This window comes from Acinetobacter lwoffii (assembly GCF_049367455.1).
Taxonomy (GTDB): domain Bacteria; phylum Pseudomonadota; class Gammaproteobacteria; order Pseudomonadales; family Moraxellaceae; genus Acinetobacter; species Acinetobacter lwoffii_W.
Genome location: NZ_JBMPXW010000001.1, coordinates 1,222,904 through 1,237,553, shown reverse-complemented (window position 1 = coordinate 1,237,553; position 14,650 = coordinate 1,222,904). Strand labels below are relative to the sequence as shown.

Annotated in this window: 16 protein-coding genes and 2 tRNA genes; 9 read left to right on the top strand and 9 right to left on the bottom strand. The window is 43.2% G+C overall.

What is annotated here, in order from left to right; all coding sequences use genetic code 11:
- Positions 1 to 178: 178 nt before the first annotated feature.
- From ACO1B7_RS05950 to hisB, 4 genes are all read right to left on the bottom strand, one after another.
- Positions 179 to 838 carry a 3'-5' exonuclease gene (locus tag ACO1B7_RS05950; RefSeq protein WP_423089900.1) on the bottom strand — a complete coding sequence of 220 codons (660 nt, stop codon included), beginning with the start codon at positions 836 to 838 and terminating at the stop codon, positions 179 to 181.
- Between the two features lie 103 nt (positions 839 to 941).
- Positions 942 to 1,460 (bottom strand): DUF805 domain-containing protein, encoded by a 519-nt coding sequence (locus ACO1B7_RS05945; RefSeq protein ID WP_423089899.1) that lies wholly within the window; start codon positions 1,458 to 1,460, stop codon positions 942 to 944.
- A gap of 131 nt (positions 1,461 to 1,591) precedes the next feature.
- Complete coding sequence (hisH, locus tag ACO1B7_RS05940; protein WP_005250416.1) at positions 1,592 to 2,209, bottom strand: imidazole glycerol phosphate synthase subunit HisH; 618 nt, start codon at positions 2,207 to 2,209, stop codon at positions 1,592 to 1,594.
- Positions 2,209 to 2,802 carry an imidazoleglycerol-phosphate dehydratase HisB gene (gene hisB, locus ACO1B7_RS05935; protein WP_005250418.1) on the bottom strand — a complete coding sequence of 198 codons (594 nt, stop codon included), beginning with the start codon at positions 2,800 to 2,802 and terminating at the stop codon, positions 2,209 to 2,211. The genes hisH and hisB overlap by 1 nt, the downstream gene beginning before the upstream one ends.
- A gap of 96 nt (positions 2,803 to 2,898) precedes the next feature.
- Between hisB and ACO1B7_RS05930 the strand changes: the two genes are divergently transcribed.
- The 8 genes from ACO1B7_RS05930 (at position 2,899) to tehB (ending at position 7,694) form a co-directional block, all read left to right on the top strand.
- Complete coding sequence (locus ACO1B7_RS05930; RefSeq protein WP_004278652.1) at positions 2,899 to 3,276, top strand: GNAT family N-acetyltransferase; 378 nt, start codon at positions 2,899 to 2,901, stop codon at positions 3,274 to 3,276.
- Positions 3,277 to 3,479: 203 nt separating this feature from the next.
- A tRNA-Phe gene (locus tag ACO1B7_RS05925) sits at positions 3,480 to 3,555 on the top strand.
- A 137-nt stretch (positions 3,556 to 3,692) separates the two neighbouring features.
- A tRNA-Phe gene (locus tag ACO1B7_RS05920) sits at positions 3,693 to 3,768 on the top strand.
- Between the two features lie 275 nt (positions 3,769 to 4,043).
- Positions 4,044 to 4,565, top strand: a complete 522-nt coding sequence (locus ACO1B7_RS05915) for a hypothetical protein (RefSeq protein WP_005250420.1) — start codon at positions 4,044 to 4,046, stop codon at positions 4,563 to 4,565.
- 237 nt (positions 4,566 to 4,802) lie between these two features.
- Positions 4,803 to 5,306, top strand: coding sequence for a hypothetical protein (locus ACO1B7_RS05910; RefSeq protein ID WP_148334663.1), 504 nt, complete (start codon positions 4,803 to 4,805; stop codon positions 5,304 to 5,306).
- 174 nt (positions 5,307 to 5,480) lie between these two features.
- Positions 5,481 to 6,230 (top strand): hypothetical protein, encoded by a 750-nt coding sequence (locus ACO1B7_RS05905; RefSeq protein WP_005108098.1) that lies wholly within the window; start codon positions 5,481 to 5,483, stop codon positions 6,228 to 6,230.
- Positions 6,231 to 6,339: 109 nt separating this feature from the next.
- Positions 6,340 to 6,612 (top strand): hypothetical protein, encoded by a 273-nt coding sequence (locus ACO1B7_RS05900; protein ID WP_004278649.1) that lies wholly within the window; start codon positions 6,340 to 6,342, stop codon positions 6,610 to 6,612.
- Between the two features lie 215 nt (positions 6,613 to 6,827).
- Positions 6,828 to 7,694 carry an SAM-dependent methyltransferase TehB gene (tehB, locus tag ACO1B7_RS05895; RefSeq protein WP_086044208.1) on the top strand — a complete coding sequence of 289 codons (867 nt, stop codon included), beginning with the start codon at positions 6,828 to 6,830 and terminating at the stop codon, positions 7,692 to 7,694.
- Positions 7,695 to 7,792: 98 nt separating this feature from the next.
- Here tehB and ACO1B7_RS05890 read toward each other — a convergent pair whose 3' ends face one another.
- The 5 genes from ACO1B7_RS05890 to fadB all read right to left on the bottom strand — a co-directional run bounded on the left by ACO1B7_RS05890 (position 7,793) and on the right by fadB (position 13,641).
- A complete protein-coding gene (locus ACO1B7_RS05890; RefSeq protein ID WP_005250432.1) occupies positions 7,793 to 8,173 on the bottom strand; it encodes a hypothetical protein in 381 nt (126 codons plus the stop codon).
- A 151-nt stretch (positions 8,174 to 8,324) separates the two neighbouring features.
- Positions 8,325 to 9,428, bottom strand: a complete 1,104-nt coding sequence (locus tag ACO1B7_RS05885) for an XRE family transcriptional regulator (RefSeq protein WP_004729258.1) — start codon at positions 9,426 to 9,428, stop codon at positions 8,325 to 8,327.
- 5 nt (positions 9,429 to 9,433) lie between these two features.
- Entirely contained in the window at positions 9,434 to 10,159 is a 726-nt protein-coding gene (locus ACO1B7_RS05880; RefSeq protein WP_004729261.1) for a hypothetical protein, read from the bottom strand.
- Between the two features lie 146 nt (positions 10,160 to 10,305).
- A complete protein-coding gene (gene fadA / locus ACO1B7_RS05875; protein WP_004729264.1) occupies positions 10,306 to 11,478 on the bottom strand; it encodes an acetyl-CoA C-acyltransferase FadA in 1,173 nt (390 codons plus the stop codon).
- Between the two features lie 12 nt (positions 11,479 to 11,490).
- Entirely contained in the window at positions 11,491 to 13,641 is a 2,151-nt protein-coding gene (fadB, locus tag ACO1B7_RS05870) for a fatty acid oxidation complex subunit alpha FadB (RefSeq protein ID WP_423089898.1), read from the bottom strand.
- A gap of 586 nt (positions 13,642 to 14,227) precedes the next feature.
- On the opposite strand from fadB, the gene ACO1B7_RS05865 reads away from it, so the two are divergent.
- The gene (locus ACO1B7_RS05865; RefSeq protein WP_423089897.1) at positions 14,228 to 14,641 is read left to right on the top strand and encodes a PH domain-containing protein; all 414 of its coding nucleotides are present in this window, start codon (positions 14,228 to 14,230) and stop codon (positions 14,639 to 14,641) included.
- The last annotated feature ends 9 nt before the right edge of the window (positions 14,642 to 14,650 follow it).

Genomic DNA, 14,650 nt, shown 5'->3' with positions numbered 1-14,650 from the left:
TGGTTTTAATGATTCGTCTCTTGAATGGAGATCAGATTTTCCACAACGGGTCGTGTACTAAGGGGGTCGATAATCGAAGCTGTAAGATCTGCTAAAGTCACAACCACCTTACCGACCGCGCTCATCATGGCTTTCATGTGTACATGAAGTTGCCAGAACTAATACGCCATTCAAGCGATTAAGCCGTCGATGAAGGACGGATTCTCAATTTCAGTGAAGTATTGGGAATCTCTTTGGGTAATAAATCCCGACGCAACAATTCTTCAAATACCAGCACGGGTGCATAGGCATCTGCGGCTGCATAATCAATCTGTGCCGGGCTGAGCTTCTTGCTGGCCCAGTTCGAAGTACTAATCCGTTTCGATTTGGGGAAATTCAGTTGAAACAACAACGCCATGGCATTTTTTAATCCGACCGGATTATTTAAACCAAAAGCTTTAAAACATTTGGATAGTTCAATCACACTATTCAGTTCAATGCCTTTTTTACGGAACAGGTGCGCATCATTTTTCAGGCCAAAACCGACCTTGATCTGGTCTCGGCTGGCAAAAATCGGCGTGAGAAATGTCCAGATCGCCGGACTCATTTGAAATAAATAGGCTTTGTCTAAAGTCGCCAGCTGAATCAGGTGTGGCCCAGTCGAGACTTCACCGACTTTAAAGGTGGGCTTGGATTCAGAATCGAAACCCAGGACTGCATGGCTTTTTAGCTCTTGTTCAAGGGCATGACATTGTTCCAGACGATTAATCACCTGAATCTGTTGCATCGGAAGATTTTGAAATACAGGAAAGGCCTGAATTTGTTCTTTGCTTGGTAACGTGTCCAGCCGCTGTTGCATACGCATTAATCATAGAATGAATGCGTTCAGCTTAATCACTTTTCCTGTTCTAGGCAAAAATAAAGCCCATGAAGAATGGGCTTTATGCAAAATTTAAATAGGATTAATCAGTGTGATAGCTACTCTGTTCCATCTGCGCCTGTTGAGCACGTTCAACATAATTCTGATAAGCAGGGACCGCAAAGGCTGCCAAAATAACCGCGAGTACCAGATACAGCACCACCAAAAGCGTTTCCCAGCCACGTGTAGTGCGTGGAGAGCCATATTCATTACTTTCATTGTGACCTGGTGCCAATAACAGGTAAAGTGTAAAGACAAGGTTCACGACCGGCACAAAAATCAGTAAAGAAAGCCAGCCATTATGATTACGGTCATGTAAACGACGAATTAAAAAAATCACGCTAAAATAAATCGCAACGCCGTAGATCAAAACCAACATCACCATTAAAGGCATGGACATTTTACCATCTAAAGTCTCGGGACTCATTCCAGGCAAAAGGAAAGCAGCAATGATCCCGATGATCATAAGGCAAAAACCAAGCAGCATATTCCATGCGATATACGAACGTCGTCCAAAACGTCCCGATGCATTCCACCCCGAATCCTGAATTGTATTAATCATTATTTTTCCTTTGTTTTCGTTAGATTTTTTATAATAAAGTCTATGATAAAGGGATTTTTCATAAATGAAAAGTGTAAAAAATAATCAATAAAAAAGCCCGCAATCTGCGAACTTTTTAGGCGAAAGGAAAATCAGATTTTCCAGTCCACAAAGTTTTTCAATAACTGTAAACCGGCGGTATGACTCTTTTCCGGATGGAACTGGGTCGCGAACAGGTTTTCTTTATGAATTGCAGTACAGAACTCGATGCCATAGGTACAAGTAGCTGCCACCAGGTCTGAATCTTGTGGCTCTACATAGTAGCTATGTACAAAGTAGAAACGTGCATCCTGTTCGATATTGTTCCACATCGGATGGTCAGGATCAGCCTGATGCACCTGGTTCCAGCCCATATGCGGCACTTTTAAGCCCGCCATTTCCGGAAAATGCTTAACCGCACCTTCGAAAATACCCAGTGCATCGGTACCACCATTCTCTTCAGAATGTTGCATCAAGGCTTGCATACCGACACAAATAGCCAGTACCGGCTTGTTAAACACGGCATTGCGTACCACTTCATCAATGCCGGCTTCGTGCATGCCTTGCATGCAGTCACGCATGGCACCTACACCCGGAAAGACAATCTTGTCTGCCTGAGCAATCAGTTTTGGATCATTGGTGACATCCACTGTGGCACCGACATGTTCTAACGCTTTTGCCGCAGAGTGCAAATTTCCCATGCCATAATCAAGAAGGGCAATACGGGTCATTACAGTGTACCTTTGGTTGAAGCTACCGTATTGGCAGCACGTGGATCCACTTCACAGGCCATACGCAGCGCACGCGCAAATGCTTTAAATACGCTTTCGATCTGGTGATGGCTGTTTTTGCCTTTCAGGTTGTCGATATGTACCGTCATCAAGGAATGGTTCACAAAGCCCTGGAAAAATTCAGAGAATAAATCCACATCAAAACGGCCGATCATGGCACGGGTAAATGGAATATCCATAAACAGACCCGGACGGCCAGACAGATCCACCACGACACGGCTTAAAGACTCATCGAGTGGCGCATAGAAATGACCATAGCGTTTCAGGCCTTTTTTATCACCTAGTGCTTGCGCGAAAGCCTGACCCAGCGTAATACCGCAGTCTTCCACAGTATGATGGTCATCGATTTCCAAGTCGCCATCACAATGAATATCAATATCAAACCGGCCATGACGCTTGATTTGATCAATCATATGATCTAAAAAGGGAATACCCGTGTTTAAGGTGCCTTGACCAGTACCGTCGAGATTCAAACGAACTCGAATTTTGGTTTCGTTGGTATTTCTTACCACTTCACTGATACGATCTGTCATAGACACGTTCCTCAAATACGTCAAAATGATTGATGTAGAAAATATTTTCGCCGTGACGAAGTCACCGCATATTAGATTGCTCAGGAGGGTTTATCAATGCCTATCACCGTACATGCTTATACTTCTTTAGAAAATGACGAAGTGCGCAGCCAGCTTGAGCGACTGTATGACACGAGCCCTGAATTTAGTGACGGGGCAGATGCCATGGAACAACTAGAGCAAAACCTTGCACAGTATACCTCAGTTTATAGCGCAGAATTTAATAGCAAAATTATTGGGGCAATCTGGTGCACCGGACAGGGTGAAAGCCGGATTCTGGAAAATATCGTCGTACATCCGGCCAACCGTGGTCGTGGCGTTGCAGAAAGGCTGGTGAGCGAAGTTTGCCGCATGGAAGAAGAAAAAGGCGTGAAAAACTTTGTGCCGGGCTGTGGGGCCATTCATCGTTGTCTGGCCAATCTAGAAAAAATCTGAAAATCGATCAACCATAAGCAGCCATTAGGCTGCTTTTTTATGTAAATAAGCGCTTAAATCTGTTTTATTGCTGAGGTCTTTGGTAAACACTGTTCGATTTTTGACTCAAATTGACGCGAGTTGATGGAAAAGTAAACATTTAACGAAAATTATTCTCTCTGCTCTTGACGATTTCAAGCCGAAACTGTTTAATACGCGACATCGGCGTGATAGCTCAGTAGGTAGAGCAACGGATTGAAAATCCGTGTGTCCCCAGTTCGATCCTGGGTCTCGCCACCATATTTAAAAACGATTTCAAAGTTTTCAATCCCTGATCCCATCAGGGATTTTTTTTAGGCCAAAAATCAGCCACTCAAATATTTTTTTCATAATTTTGATTGACTAATGAGGCCAGATACGGCTTAATACACCGCATCGGCGTGATAGCTCAGTAGGTAGAGCAACGGATTGAAAATCCGTGTGTCCCCAGTTCGATCCTGGGTCTCGCCACCATATTCGAAAAAACCTCAAACAGTGTTTGAGGTTTTTTTTCGCCTGTCACTTTGTCATTCAGCTGAAAACAGTGGTTTTGCCTCACTATCTGGTGTTCAGGCGATGAGTCTGTGCTCTGCTATTTCCGGGATGATTCACATGAGTTGCCATTCATCTGAGCAAGCATGAGTTATCCAAGTAATCAATGTAATCTAGTAGATAAGAATATTGGAAATTGACTGGATCATCATCAGTTGCAGTATTTGGGCCATCAATAATAGGGGAAAGGCAGATCAATGAATATCATGAAAATGTCTATATTCGGACTCATGCTCGGTGTTTACAGCATCGGAGCACAAGCCGAGGACGAGCAAGCGGTTGTGACTCTGCCCACTATGACCGTGATGGCTGAACCTGAAATGAGTAATGAAACCGGCTATGTGCCTTTTGTACAGGAAGAAAAGAATCTGCGCGCCTTACAGCATCAGGTGATTCGTGGAACCCGGGATGCAGAGAATTTCATGGTTAATCCCGAGATGGTGGCAAACCTCGAGATCCAGCCCATAAAAGCACCTGATTTAGATTCACTGTCACCGGCACTACAGCGGTATGTGCTGACCATTGCCCAAGGACTGCAATCCAGTGATCCAACCCAGGGGCTGTATACCATTCTGGAGAATTTTGGCATTGATCGGAGTAATAGCATGCAGCCAGATCGCAATATGAAGATCCAGATCAATCTGGACAGGGTGAATATCGACCTGCTTGAAAATCACCTGAATTTACCGCCTGTTATGCAATTACCGAGGCAGCCCTGAAATACTGTTCAATACTACCTATCCATCCCCGCCAGTCGGGGATTTTTTATTGCTTGAATTTACGGTAAAAGGAGCATTAATTTCTAATCGCCCGCTTAAAACCAGCTCGAAATATGCGCCAGTAATCAGGCTGACATGACCGTGTATCAATCCTCACAGTAATGCTGATCATATTTACACAAGTTTAAGGAACAATAAGGTCTCTCCCCCTGAAATGATGATGCGGAGGTTTTCCTTATGCGTCCCCTTAGCACAACTTTCCTTGTATTAATAAGCCTGTTTTCTTTGCTGCATCTGGTCAATGCGCATGCCGCCCCAGAGTCAGTCACTTTACCGACACTGACCGTGATGGCAGATCGTGAATTGCGTGAAGAAACGGAATTCATGCTGCCGCTGCAAGAACAATCCAGCCAGAAAAAGGCGTTAAAGATGCGAATGATGAAGATTGAACGTGAATTGCAGGACTACTCGGTCAATGCTGATTTCGCGGGTGATCTCGACATTCTACCGAGCAGCAATCCGGCACGACTGGATAGCCTGCCACCGGGGCTGCAACAGTATGTACAGGCCATCGCAGATGGTTTGCGCTCTGCTGACCCACGTGATGGGATTTATCTGATGCTGGTGCCATTTGGCATTAACCGTGATGCAACATCAGTTCAGGCTGCCCGAGAACAGTTCAACCTGAATAATATTGACCGGACGCTGCTGAATGAATGGTGTTCGGCGAACGGTTGCTAGATAAAGTCAAACGATTCAGCGCGAGCTTAAAACAGGATTTCGATCTGATTTCCTTTTGGAACAGTCCGTGCCTTTGCATAGGGGTTTTGTATAGAAGAATTGATTTATGCTTAAAAAATAAGCATATTGATAAAAAGGAAATCTATACATAACCTGCAGCAGGGGAGCATGTGCATGCCGCGTGTTTTTATGATTGTAGCCGCTGTGACACTGGCAATTTTTATTGGGCTGTTTTATCAGAATTCAGTTCAGCAAAAACATCAGGCCGAGCTGCTCGAATATGAAACTGTGCTTGAAGAAAAAACCGAGAGTATTGCGCAGCAGGCACAGGACTGGTCTAAACCGATTCAGATTGAACTTGAGGATGACCGTCTGGATGGTGACTATGCCATCATGGCTGAATTTATGCTGGGGCAATTGCGCGACAGTGCCGAGGAACGTAATCAGTATCTACGCGACTTAAAAGCCGCCAACTGGCAGAATTTTCTGAATATCGACCGCTTGGCTAAGGATCAGGCACAAGGCTATAAAGAAACTGAAGCCATGCTCAAGCAAGTCCATCAAATTGTGAATAGCTATCAGCAGAAAATCCAGCAGCGCGATGCCGAGCTGATCGACAAGGCACAGCAACTGGATATTAAGAACCGTTATCGCCAGCAACTGAGCCTGACCCTGAAAGACAGTCAGCAAAATAGTAATGCACATGTCATTTTTGAAATTGAAAAACAGACGCTGGCCAAGGCTGATGCCTTATTTGCAGTACTGAAAAAGCATAAATGGCAAAAGAAAAATAACACCTTTATGTTCTATGACGATAAAGCCGTGCAAGAGTTTAATGCGCTGTATAAAGAAATGCTGCACCTGAATAAACAGACGGAACGAGTGGCGAGCGCTAACCAGAAAGAGGTTGAAAACAAGTTGTAGCCTGACTGAGATGACAGGATTGCCATAGGACTGTCATCTGCTGTTCAAACTCGCTTGCTAAATTGAAAGGGTCGCACAGATCACGACATAACATTTAAGCAGGTGAGTCATGCAAACAATTCAGGTTTTTGCTGATATTCAGCAGGTGTACGGTGAGTTTGTCGCAAATAAAACATGTCCAAAATTACAAAGGATGAATAACGGGGACAAGAACCGGTTGTTCTTGGATCAATATTTCACGCTGATCGAGGACTGGCACTATACCGAACAGATTGTGATTCAGTTCAATCAGCAGTATTTCAGTCTGGATCTGGGGAGCGCACCGGATTTTATGGATCAGGATAAATACATCAACTGGCTAAAGTCGGAACTGCTGCATTAATCAAGTCATCAAATTCCTGATTGATATACAACCGAGCTGTTTCAAGAGAGGCAGCTTTTTTATTTTGATAGAAAACTGGTATTGATCTTGCTGTTGCATCGGCACAGCGCGAACAGGCGCTGATTCCAATTCCGATTTGAACAGGCTATGCTGAATTAATTACTGCTGCCAAAAGAATGGCAGGCGGAGCATGGATGATATGGAGGGCAAAAATTATGCAACAGTTGAGATGTTATAAGGAACTTCCAGTCTGGAACCAGCAGAGTATTCCCCAGGGCTTTAAGAATCAGCACAATACTAAAGCCGGCACCTGGGCGAAACTGACAGTATTAAAAGGTGAGCTGCGTTTTGCCATGCTGGAAGAATCTGGTGCAGTGCAATCCGAGCATGTGTTTACACCAGAGCAGCAACCGCCATTTATTGAGCCTGAGGCCTGGCACAAAATTGTCTCTGCCAGTGAAGATGTCGAATGTCAGTTACGTTTTTACTGCCAGCCTGAGGATTACTTTATCAAGAAATATCAGTTAAATCCTACCCATTCTGAAGTGCTGGCAGCGATGCCCTATTTAAAAGGTGGCCGTGCGCTGGACGTCGGCTGCGGTACAGGGCGTAATGCGCTTTATTTGAGCCAGAACGGCTTTAATGTCGATGCCTGGGATGTCAACGAAAACAGTTTGCAGACTTTAAGACAGATCGTGCAGACTGAGCAGATTGATCATGTGCAAGTACAGCGCCGCGACCTTAACACGGATACCAACATTGCAGGCCAATATGACTTTATCTACTGTACCGTGGTGATGATGTTTCTTGAGGCGAAAACCATTCCACCGCTTATTGCACAGATGCAGCAGGCGACCGTGCCAGGTGGCTATAACCTGATTGTCTGTGCCATGGATACGCCAGATATTCCGGCACAAGTCGATTTTCCATTTGCTTTTCAGCCGGGGGAGTTGCGAGGGTATTATGAGGGCTGGCATATTGTGAAATATAATGAAAATGTCGGTGAGCTGTATCGTGTCGATGAGCAGGGTCAGCGGATTAAACAGCACTTTGCCACCATGCTGGCGCAGAAGGTTGAATAGAAGATTGAGGATTTTTTTAAATTCTTGAGCTTAAATGAGACTACATAAAACAAAAAAAAGATGTCAGGCTGACATCTTTTTTTATGCTTTTAAAAAGCTTAAGCCGCTTTTTTAAACCAAGAGAACCAGCCTTTTTTCTCGGCTTTTACTTCTGCTTTTTCAGCAGCAGCGTCTTTGGTTTCTACTGCTTCAGTTTTCGCAGCTTCAACGTGTTGTTCTGCTGTAGCTTGAGCCGTTTCTACTTGAGTTGTCGCTTCTGCTTTTACTGCTTTAGCTTTAGTTTCAGCCGCTTGTTGAGTTGCAGCAACAGTCGCTTGAGCAGCTTCAACTTTCGCTTGTGCAGGTGCAGCAGCTTCTTTGGCAACAGTTTGGGTTGTTTTAGTTACAACAATTGCTGGTGTAACTTGAGCTTCAGTTGCCATTGCAGATGCAGAAGTCGCTACGATTGCAGTTGCGATCATTGTTTTAAGCATGTTCATATAAACCCTTTTAAGGAAATAGGAAAAAGAGGCTTGATCATACGCTTATAAAATTTAAGTGATTCATAATCAAGATTTAAGTGACTGAAAAATAAACCAATTTTACAAATAGATAACATTTTAATTTAAATAAAAAAAGCTCCGAAGAGCTTTAACTAACGACATAAAGTTTAGGTCTAGGTTTAGATTCTTCAAATTTATCTATTGAATAAAATGTTAGATCATTGAAATCTGAACGAGAAATGCCGATTCCATCTAGCATTTTAGAAATACTAAAACCATCTTGAGTGGCTAAAGTTTTTAAAATTTTTGAGTAAAACAGAGATTGATCACCATAAGTTGGATCAGGTTCATTCAAATGATATCCAAAAGAATTTATACGAATTGAGTTGTTTTTATAAATCCAATCAGAAATCAAATCTAATTTATGGCAACGATAATTCACAGCTTTAAGTGAGACACGCCAATATTTTTTATACTCAATCATAGATTGAATACTTAAATTTTTTGGTAAATTACTGGTAAAGCCTTCATAAGGCATCAGAAATTCTGAAGCGAATTGATCTGCTTCACTTTCTTTTGTTCGATTGTATTCGGCATTATCATCTTTGTGCAGAATCATATGACCAAGTTCATGAGCAGCGTCAAAGCGTTGTCTTTCAAATGATTTAAAATCATTTAAGAATATAAAAGGATTGCCACTTTGTTCATCAAAAAAAGAAAGTGCATCCATTTGTTTTATATCAAAAGGTAGGCGAAAGACGCGAAAACCCTTTAGCTCAAGTAGCGCAATAATATTATTAACGGGTTGGATGCCTAATCCCCAAAAACCTCTTAAATTATTTGCAACACTTGATGGATAGTCTGGGTGATTAGATTCAAAAATTTCAAGATCAGGGAAACTAAATTTAGGAAGAGTTAATTTACTCTCAAAGTAAAGGTTAATTTTTTTTGCTAACAGAATATAGGCTTCATTTGCATTTCTATATTCAGCCTTAATTCTAGCTGCTGACCTATAAAAAATGTCGGACGAATTGACTAATTCGAGATTATCGTCCGCTAAAAAAAAGCTAGCAGGCAAACCCAATTTTTCAGTTATTTGCTGAAAATCTTCACAACTAATAGGATATTTTCCATCTGTTAAAATTTTACGAATTTTAGGCTCAGAGCAACCTAAAAGATTAGCAAAATCTTTATTGGACAAGCGTCGCAAATCCTTCGCAACCTTTAATCTAGTTCGATCAATTACTTGCATTTCCTCTAGCCGGCTTTCAAGTTAATAGGTAAATCCTCTTCAGTGATTGTACTAGATGTAGTGAGATCAGGACTAGGTTTTCTTAACTTTGGATTAAAATCATTATTAGGATTTTGATTGTTTAGTATGAGTCTAATTAAATAATTTTTAACTAAAAATTTATCTTTTCCTGACTCTTTCACAATTGTATAAGATGTTGGAAAGGCTAATTCTATTTTTATTTGAGATCTATCATCTTGAAGGTAGCGAATGTCTTTTCTTGAGGGATAAAAACATATCCAAGTTTTAAATAAGTCTTTATCAGTATAAGAGCCATAATTCTTATGAACTTTATCTTTAGTCTTTATTCCTTTAGGGGAGGCAGTAGTTAGTTGTGAGTCACTATATCCTAGTGCATGATTAGCAGAAGCAAAAAGAATAATTTTCTTTTCTTCGTCTGAAACTAAACATCTTTGACCATCTATATTTTTGAATTGCCAATTTGTATTAAGGGACCTTTTTAACGCCAGCCCGATAGCCTGTTTGAAGTCACCAGAACGTGACACAAACTTCATATCATTATTTTCATCTTTTAATTCAAAAGCATTATCGATAATTTCCAAAGCATTAAATAGCAAGTTGCAATCAAAAAATCCAAGCTCATTTGCTTTTTCATGTGCCTGATCATTTTCAAAGAATTGTGTATTGAAATTTTCTTGCTCTTCTTGAGAAAAAAGTTCACGATTTGACAAATTTTAACCCTCATATTTTTGTTTAATATCATTTTTATAACATGAAGGTAGGCATTAATATATTTAAATCAATTGTTTGAATCTTTTGCTTACAAAAAACCCCGCAATAAGCGGGGTTTCTTTTGATCTCGGTATTTAATTAAGCATTAAACACGTTCGATCACTGTTGCAATACCTTGACCAAGGCCAATACACATCGTCGCAAGACCAATTTGCGTATCTTGTTGCTCCATTACGTTCAACAATGTTGTTGTGATACGCGCACCAGAACAACCCAATGGGTGACCCAATGCAATCGCGCCACCGTTATGGTTCACGATGTCTTGCTTGTCATAAATGCCTAAGCCTTTAAGAACAGACAGACCTTGTGCAGCAAATGCTTCGTTCAATTCAAAAGTCTGAATATCAGCAATTGACAGGCCAGCACGTTTCAACGCTTTTTGCGTTGCTGGAACCGGACCATAACCCATGATCGCCGCATCACAGCCTGCAACCGCCATAGAGCGAATTACAGCACGTGGCTTAAGACCTAAAGCTTGAGCACGTTCAGCAGACATTAGCAACATTGCAGAAGCACCATCAGACAATGCTGAAGAAGTCGCTGCAGTTACTGTACCGCCTTTCGGATCGAAGACTGGACGCAAAGATTTGAACGATTCAAGGTTCGCATCCGGACGGATCACTTCATCGATATCACACAGGATTTTGTAGCCATCTGCATTATGACCTTCAATGCCAACGATCTCGTTCTGGAACAGACCGTTTTCAGTCGCAGCCCAGGCACGGCGATGTGATTCCACACCGAACGCATCCTGTTCTTCACGACTAATGCCGTTCATACGACCCAGCATTTCAGCAGTCAGACCCATCATGTTCGACGCTTTAGCATAATGCTTAGACGCTTCAGGGTTCAGGTCGATGCCGTGCATCATGCCCACATGGCCCATGTGCTCAACACCACCGATGATGAAGATATCACCTTGGTTCGTCGCAATTTGCGCAGCCGCAGTGTGAATCGCCTGCATAGACGAGCCACAAAGACGGTTCACCGTTTGACCTGCAACAGTTTTCGGCAGGTCTGCCAGTAATGCGATATTACGGGCAATGTTCATACCTTGTTCTAGGGTTTGGTTCACACAGCCCCAGATTACGTCTTCAACTTCATGCGGGTCGAATTCGTTACGTACCAATAGGGCACGGACAAGCTCAGCAGACATCGAGTCGGCACGTACATTGCGGAACATACCGTTTTTGGTTTTACCCATTGCTGAACGTACGCCATCAACGATGACAACGTCACGTGGATTTAAAGTAGCCATTCACGTTGCTCCTTAACCGTAGAATTTTTTGTTGTTAGCAGCCATTTCGCGCAACATTTCTGGCGCTTCATAAGCTTTACCAAGGTGCGCATACTTATTGCAAAGCGCAACATACTCAGCTACACCGGTTTGATCGATGTAACGGCATGGACCACCACGGAATGGAGGGAAACCAACACCCATGATCATCGCCATATCTGCTTCAGCAGCAGTGGCTACAATGTTGTCTTCCAGGCAACGAACCGTTTCGTTACAGAAAGCCAGCATCATGCGGTCAATGATTTCCTGAGCGTCAAATTCACGTTTTTCCGCAGTTGCAACAGAGGCCACAAGCTCATACGCAGTTGGATCAACCACTTTGGCTTTTTTGCCTTTACGGTCAAGTTCATACTTGTAGAAACCAACGTCGTTCTTTTGACCCAGACGGTTGTTTTCGTACATCACCTGAATCGAACCTTTGAAATCAGGTTTCATACGATCCGGGAAGCCTTCAGCCATCACTTCTGCACCGTGTACGCCAGTGTCGATACCGACAACGTCCATCAGGTAAGCAGGGCCCATTGGCCAGCCGAATTTTTCCATGACTTTATCGATTTGCTGGAAGTCAGCACCATCTTTAAGCAACAGGTCAAATGCACCGAAGTAAGGGAACAATACGCGGTTCACCAGGAAGCCCGGGCAGTCATTCACCACGATTGGTGTTTTACCCATTTTCTGAGCAAGCACCACAGTTGTTGCAATCGCTTCATCAGAAGTCTTCGCACCACGAATCACTTCAACCAGTGGCATCATGTGTACCGGGTTAAAGAAGTGCATGCCCACGAAGTTTTCAGGACGTTCCAGATTTTCAGCCAGACGCGTGATTGAAATCGTAGAAGTATTAGATGCAATGATCGTGTTTTCACGAACTTTTGCTTCAGTTTCTTTCAGTACGATACCTTTGACTTTTGGATTTTCAGTCACGGCTTCGATCACGATGTCCACTTCTTTAAACTCGTCATAGCTTAAAGTTGGACGGATGCGCGCAAGAGTTTCACCCATTTGAGCAGGCTTCATCTTCTTACGTTCAACTTGTTTGGTCAGTAAACCATTGGCTTCTTTCATACCCAAAGCAAGTTGCTGGTTACCGATGTCTTTCATGATGATCGGTGTGCCTTTGCTTGCCGCCTGGTAAGCAATACCACCACCCATGATACCTGCGCCTAGAACAGCCGCCTGGTTCACTGGATGCGCACCTTTTTCATAGCGCTTCGAGGTTTTTTTCACGATCTGGTCATTCAGGAACAAACCGATCAAGGCACCTGCTTGTGGTGTGACTGCTGCTTTAGCAAAACCTTCAGCTTCCGCTTTCAGCGCGTCATCACGATGCAGGCTCGCACCCGCTTGAAGAGAATCAAGCAGTAATTTTGGTGCAGGGTATTGAGCTGGATTAGCTTTTGCCAGAACCATGCCTTTCGATGAGTTAAACGCCATCATCTGTTCGATCGGGCTGAGTTTAACTGGATCGAGTTTTTCCTGACGCTTGGTTTTCCAGTCTAAACGGCCATGAATCGCCTGTTTTACCAGATCAAGTGCAGCATCTTGTAGCTTGTCAGCAGGAACGACAGCATCGACTGCGCCGTCTTTCAGTGCGGCAGCAGGCTTTTTAGGATTGGCCATTGCCATCCATTCTACCGCGTTGTCGATACCGATCAGACGGCTTAAACGTACTGTACCACCGAAGCCCGGGAAGATCCCCAGCTTGATTTCAGGCAGGCCCACTTGCGCCTGCTCTGACATGACACGGTAGTCACACACCAGGCACATTTCGAAACCGCCACCGAGTGCCATGCCATTAATGGCAGCCACTTTAGGAATGTCGAGGTCTTCGAAGCTGTTAAAAATTTCATGTACTGGCATTGCCCAGTCAACAATCGCTTGTTCACCCTGAGCAAAGTTGTCGCCGAATTCAGTGATATCAGCACCTACAATAAATGTAGATTTGCCTGAAGTCACAATCAGACCTTGAATATCGGCATGGGAGACGGCTTCGATAGCAGCCTTGAAATCTTCAATCGTTGCACGGTTGAATTTGTTAACAGACTCACCTTGTAAGTCAAAGCGGAATTCTGCAATCCCGTCCTCAAGCATTTGGACGGTAATGGCATTGCCAGCGTGGATCATGCCCTGATCTCCTTTATTTTGGAGGACTTCTAAGTTGATGTTGTGAAGCAAGTGCGCATGTCCCGCGCACTTTTTGACTTCGCTAATCTTACGATAACTATATCCAAAAAGAACATAACAAGTTGTATCAAGCCGTGACGCAATGGTCATCAATTTCTGCCGGCTTGATCCGACCGGTTATAATTTTTCCTTTCAGTTTCCTATAGCCCGATGAACCAAAGATTGTGTTTCAATTCATTATTTTTTATCAATCAGCCTGATAGATATGGAGCAGGGTGACTGATTTTCAAGGTGTATTTCTAGCGGAGTTTTGTCAATTCAGTCAATTTCTATCCTTGAACTTGCCATTTTTAGCCTCGAAGTATGCTGAGCGCAGGGCTTTCAGGTCTTTGCTGATAGTATTTAATCAGCACAAATAACAGTGTATTAGATCATTTGAGTTACTGAACTTTTCTGATGAGATCGAAAATGGGAACGATCCTGTCGATGTGTGATTTAAAATAATTTCCATCCTGCCGGGTTGAATCCCTGTCATCTGCTATGGAATTGTTTATGATGATCTTGCACTTAGATATGGGGGATATCGATGCACGTATTTCGTTCTAAAAAAGACTGGTGGCTGCTGGCTTTTGTGATTTGTATGAGTGGCCTGTTGCTGCAACTACTGCTGACCATGCAGGCCAAAGGCACTATGCAGCAATATCCGCTGCACACTGCGGTTTATGTCCTGACTATTATCATTTTATGGTGGCCGCTGTGGAGTACGCGCTATGTGATGGACAATGGGGTGTTGACCATAAAAAGCCTGTGGTTAAGCTGGAAGATTCCGTTAAGTGAAATCCAATCCATTCAGCCCACAGACTACTCTATCATTGCGCCAGCCTTATCTTTAAAGCGTCTGCGGATTGACTATACTGATGCGGGCGTGCAGAAATTTATATTGGTTTCACCCAAAGATCAAACTGCTTTTATACAGGTGCTTCAGCCGAATAAAAACTGATATCGAGTC

What these genes read in the sequence shown, in the direction of transcription:
- ACO1B7_RS05950 (WP_423089900.1), bottom strand. Translation starts at nt 838, where the DNA reads ATGCAACAGCGGCTGGACACGTTACCAAGCAAAGAACAAATTCAGGCC.
- ACO1B7_RS05945 (WP_423089899.1), bottom strand. Translation starts at nt 1,460, where the DNA reads ATGATTAATACAATTCAGGATTCGGGGTGGAATGCATCGGGACGTTTT.
- hisH (WP_005250416.1), bottom strand. Translation starts at nt 2,209, where the DNA reads ATGACCCGTATTGCCCTTCTTGATTATGGCATGGGAAATTTGCACTCT.
- hisB (WP_005250418.1), bottom strand. Translation starts at nt 2,802, where the DNA reads ATGACAGATCGTATCAGTGAAGTGGTAAGAAATACCAACGAAACCAAA.
- ACO1B7_RS05930 (WP_004278652.1), top strand. Translation starts at nt 2,899, where the DNA reads ATGCCTATCACCGTACATGCTTATACTTCTTTAGAAAATGACGAAGTG.
- ACO1B7_RS05915 (WP_005250420.1), top strand. Translation starts at nt 4,044, where the DNA reads ATGAATATCATGAAAATGTCTATATTCGGACTCATGCTCGGTGTTTAC.
- ACO1B7_RS05910 (WP_148334663.1), top strand. Translation starts at nt 4,803, where the DNA reads ATGCGTCCCCTTAGCACAACTTTCCTTGTATTAATAAGCCTGTTTTCT.
- ACO1B7_RS05905 (WP_005108098.1), top strand. Translation starts at nt 5,481, where the DNA reads ATGCCGCGTGTTTTTATGATTGTAGCCGCTGTGACACTGGCAATTTTT.
- ACO1B7_RS05900 (WP_004278649.1), top strand. Translation starts at nt 6,340, where the DNA reads ATGCAAACAATTCAGGTTTTTGCTGATATTCAGCAGGTGTACGGTGAG.
- tehB (WP_086044208.1), top strand. Translation starts at nt 6,828, where the DNA reads ATGCAACAGTTGAGATGTTATAAGGAACTTCCAGTCTGGAACCAGCAG.
- ACO1B7_RS05890 (WP_005250432.1), bottom strand. Translation starts at nt 8,173, where the DNA reads ATGAACATGCTTAAAACAATGATCGCAACTGCAATCGTAGCGACTTCT.
- ACO1B7_RS05885 (WP_004729258.1), bottom strand. Translation starts at nt 9,428, where the DNA reads ATGCAAGTAATTGATCGAACTAGATTAAAGGTTGCGAAGGATTTGCGA.
- fadA (WP_004729264.1), bottom strand. Translation starts at nt 11,478, where the DNA reads ATGGCTACTTTAAATCCACGTGACGTTGTCATCGTTGATGGCGTACGT.
- fadB (WP_423089898.1), bottom strand. Translation starts at nt 13,641, where the DNA reads ATGATCCACGCTGGCAATGCCATTACCGTCCAAATGCTTGAGGACGGG.
- ACO1B7_RS05865 (WP_423089897.1), top strand. Translation starts at nt 14,228, where the DNA reads ATGCACGTATTTCGTTCTAAAAAAGACTGGTGGCTGCTGGCTTTTGTG.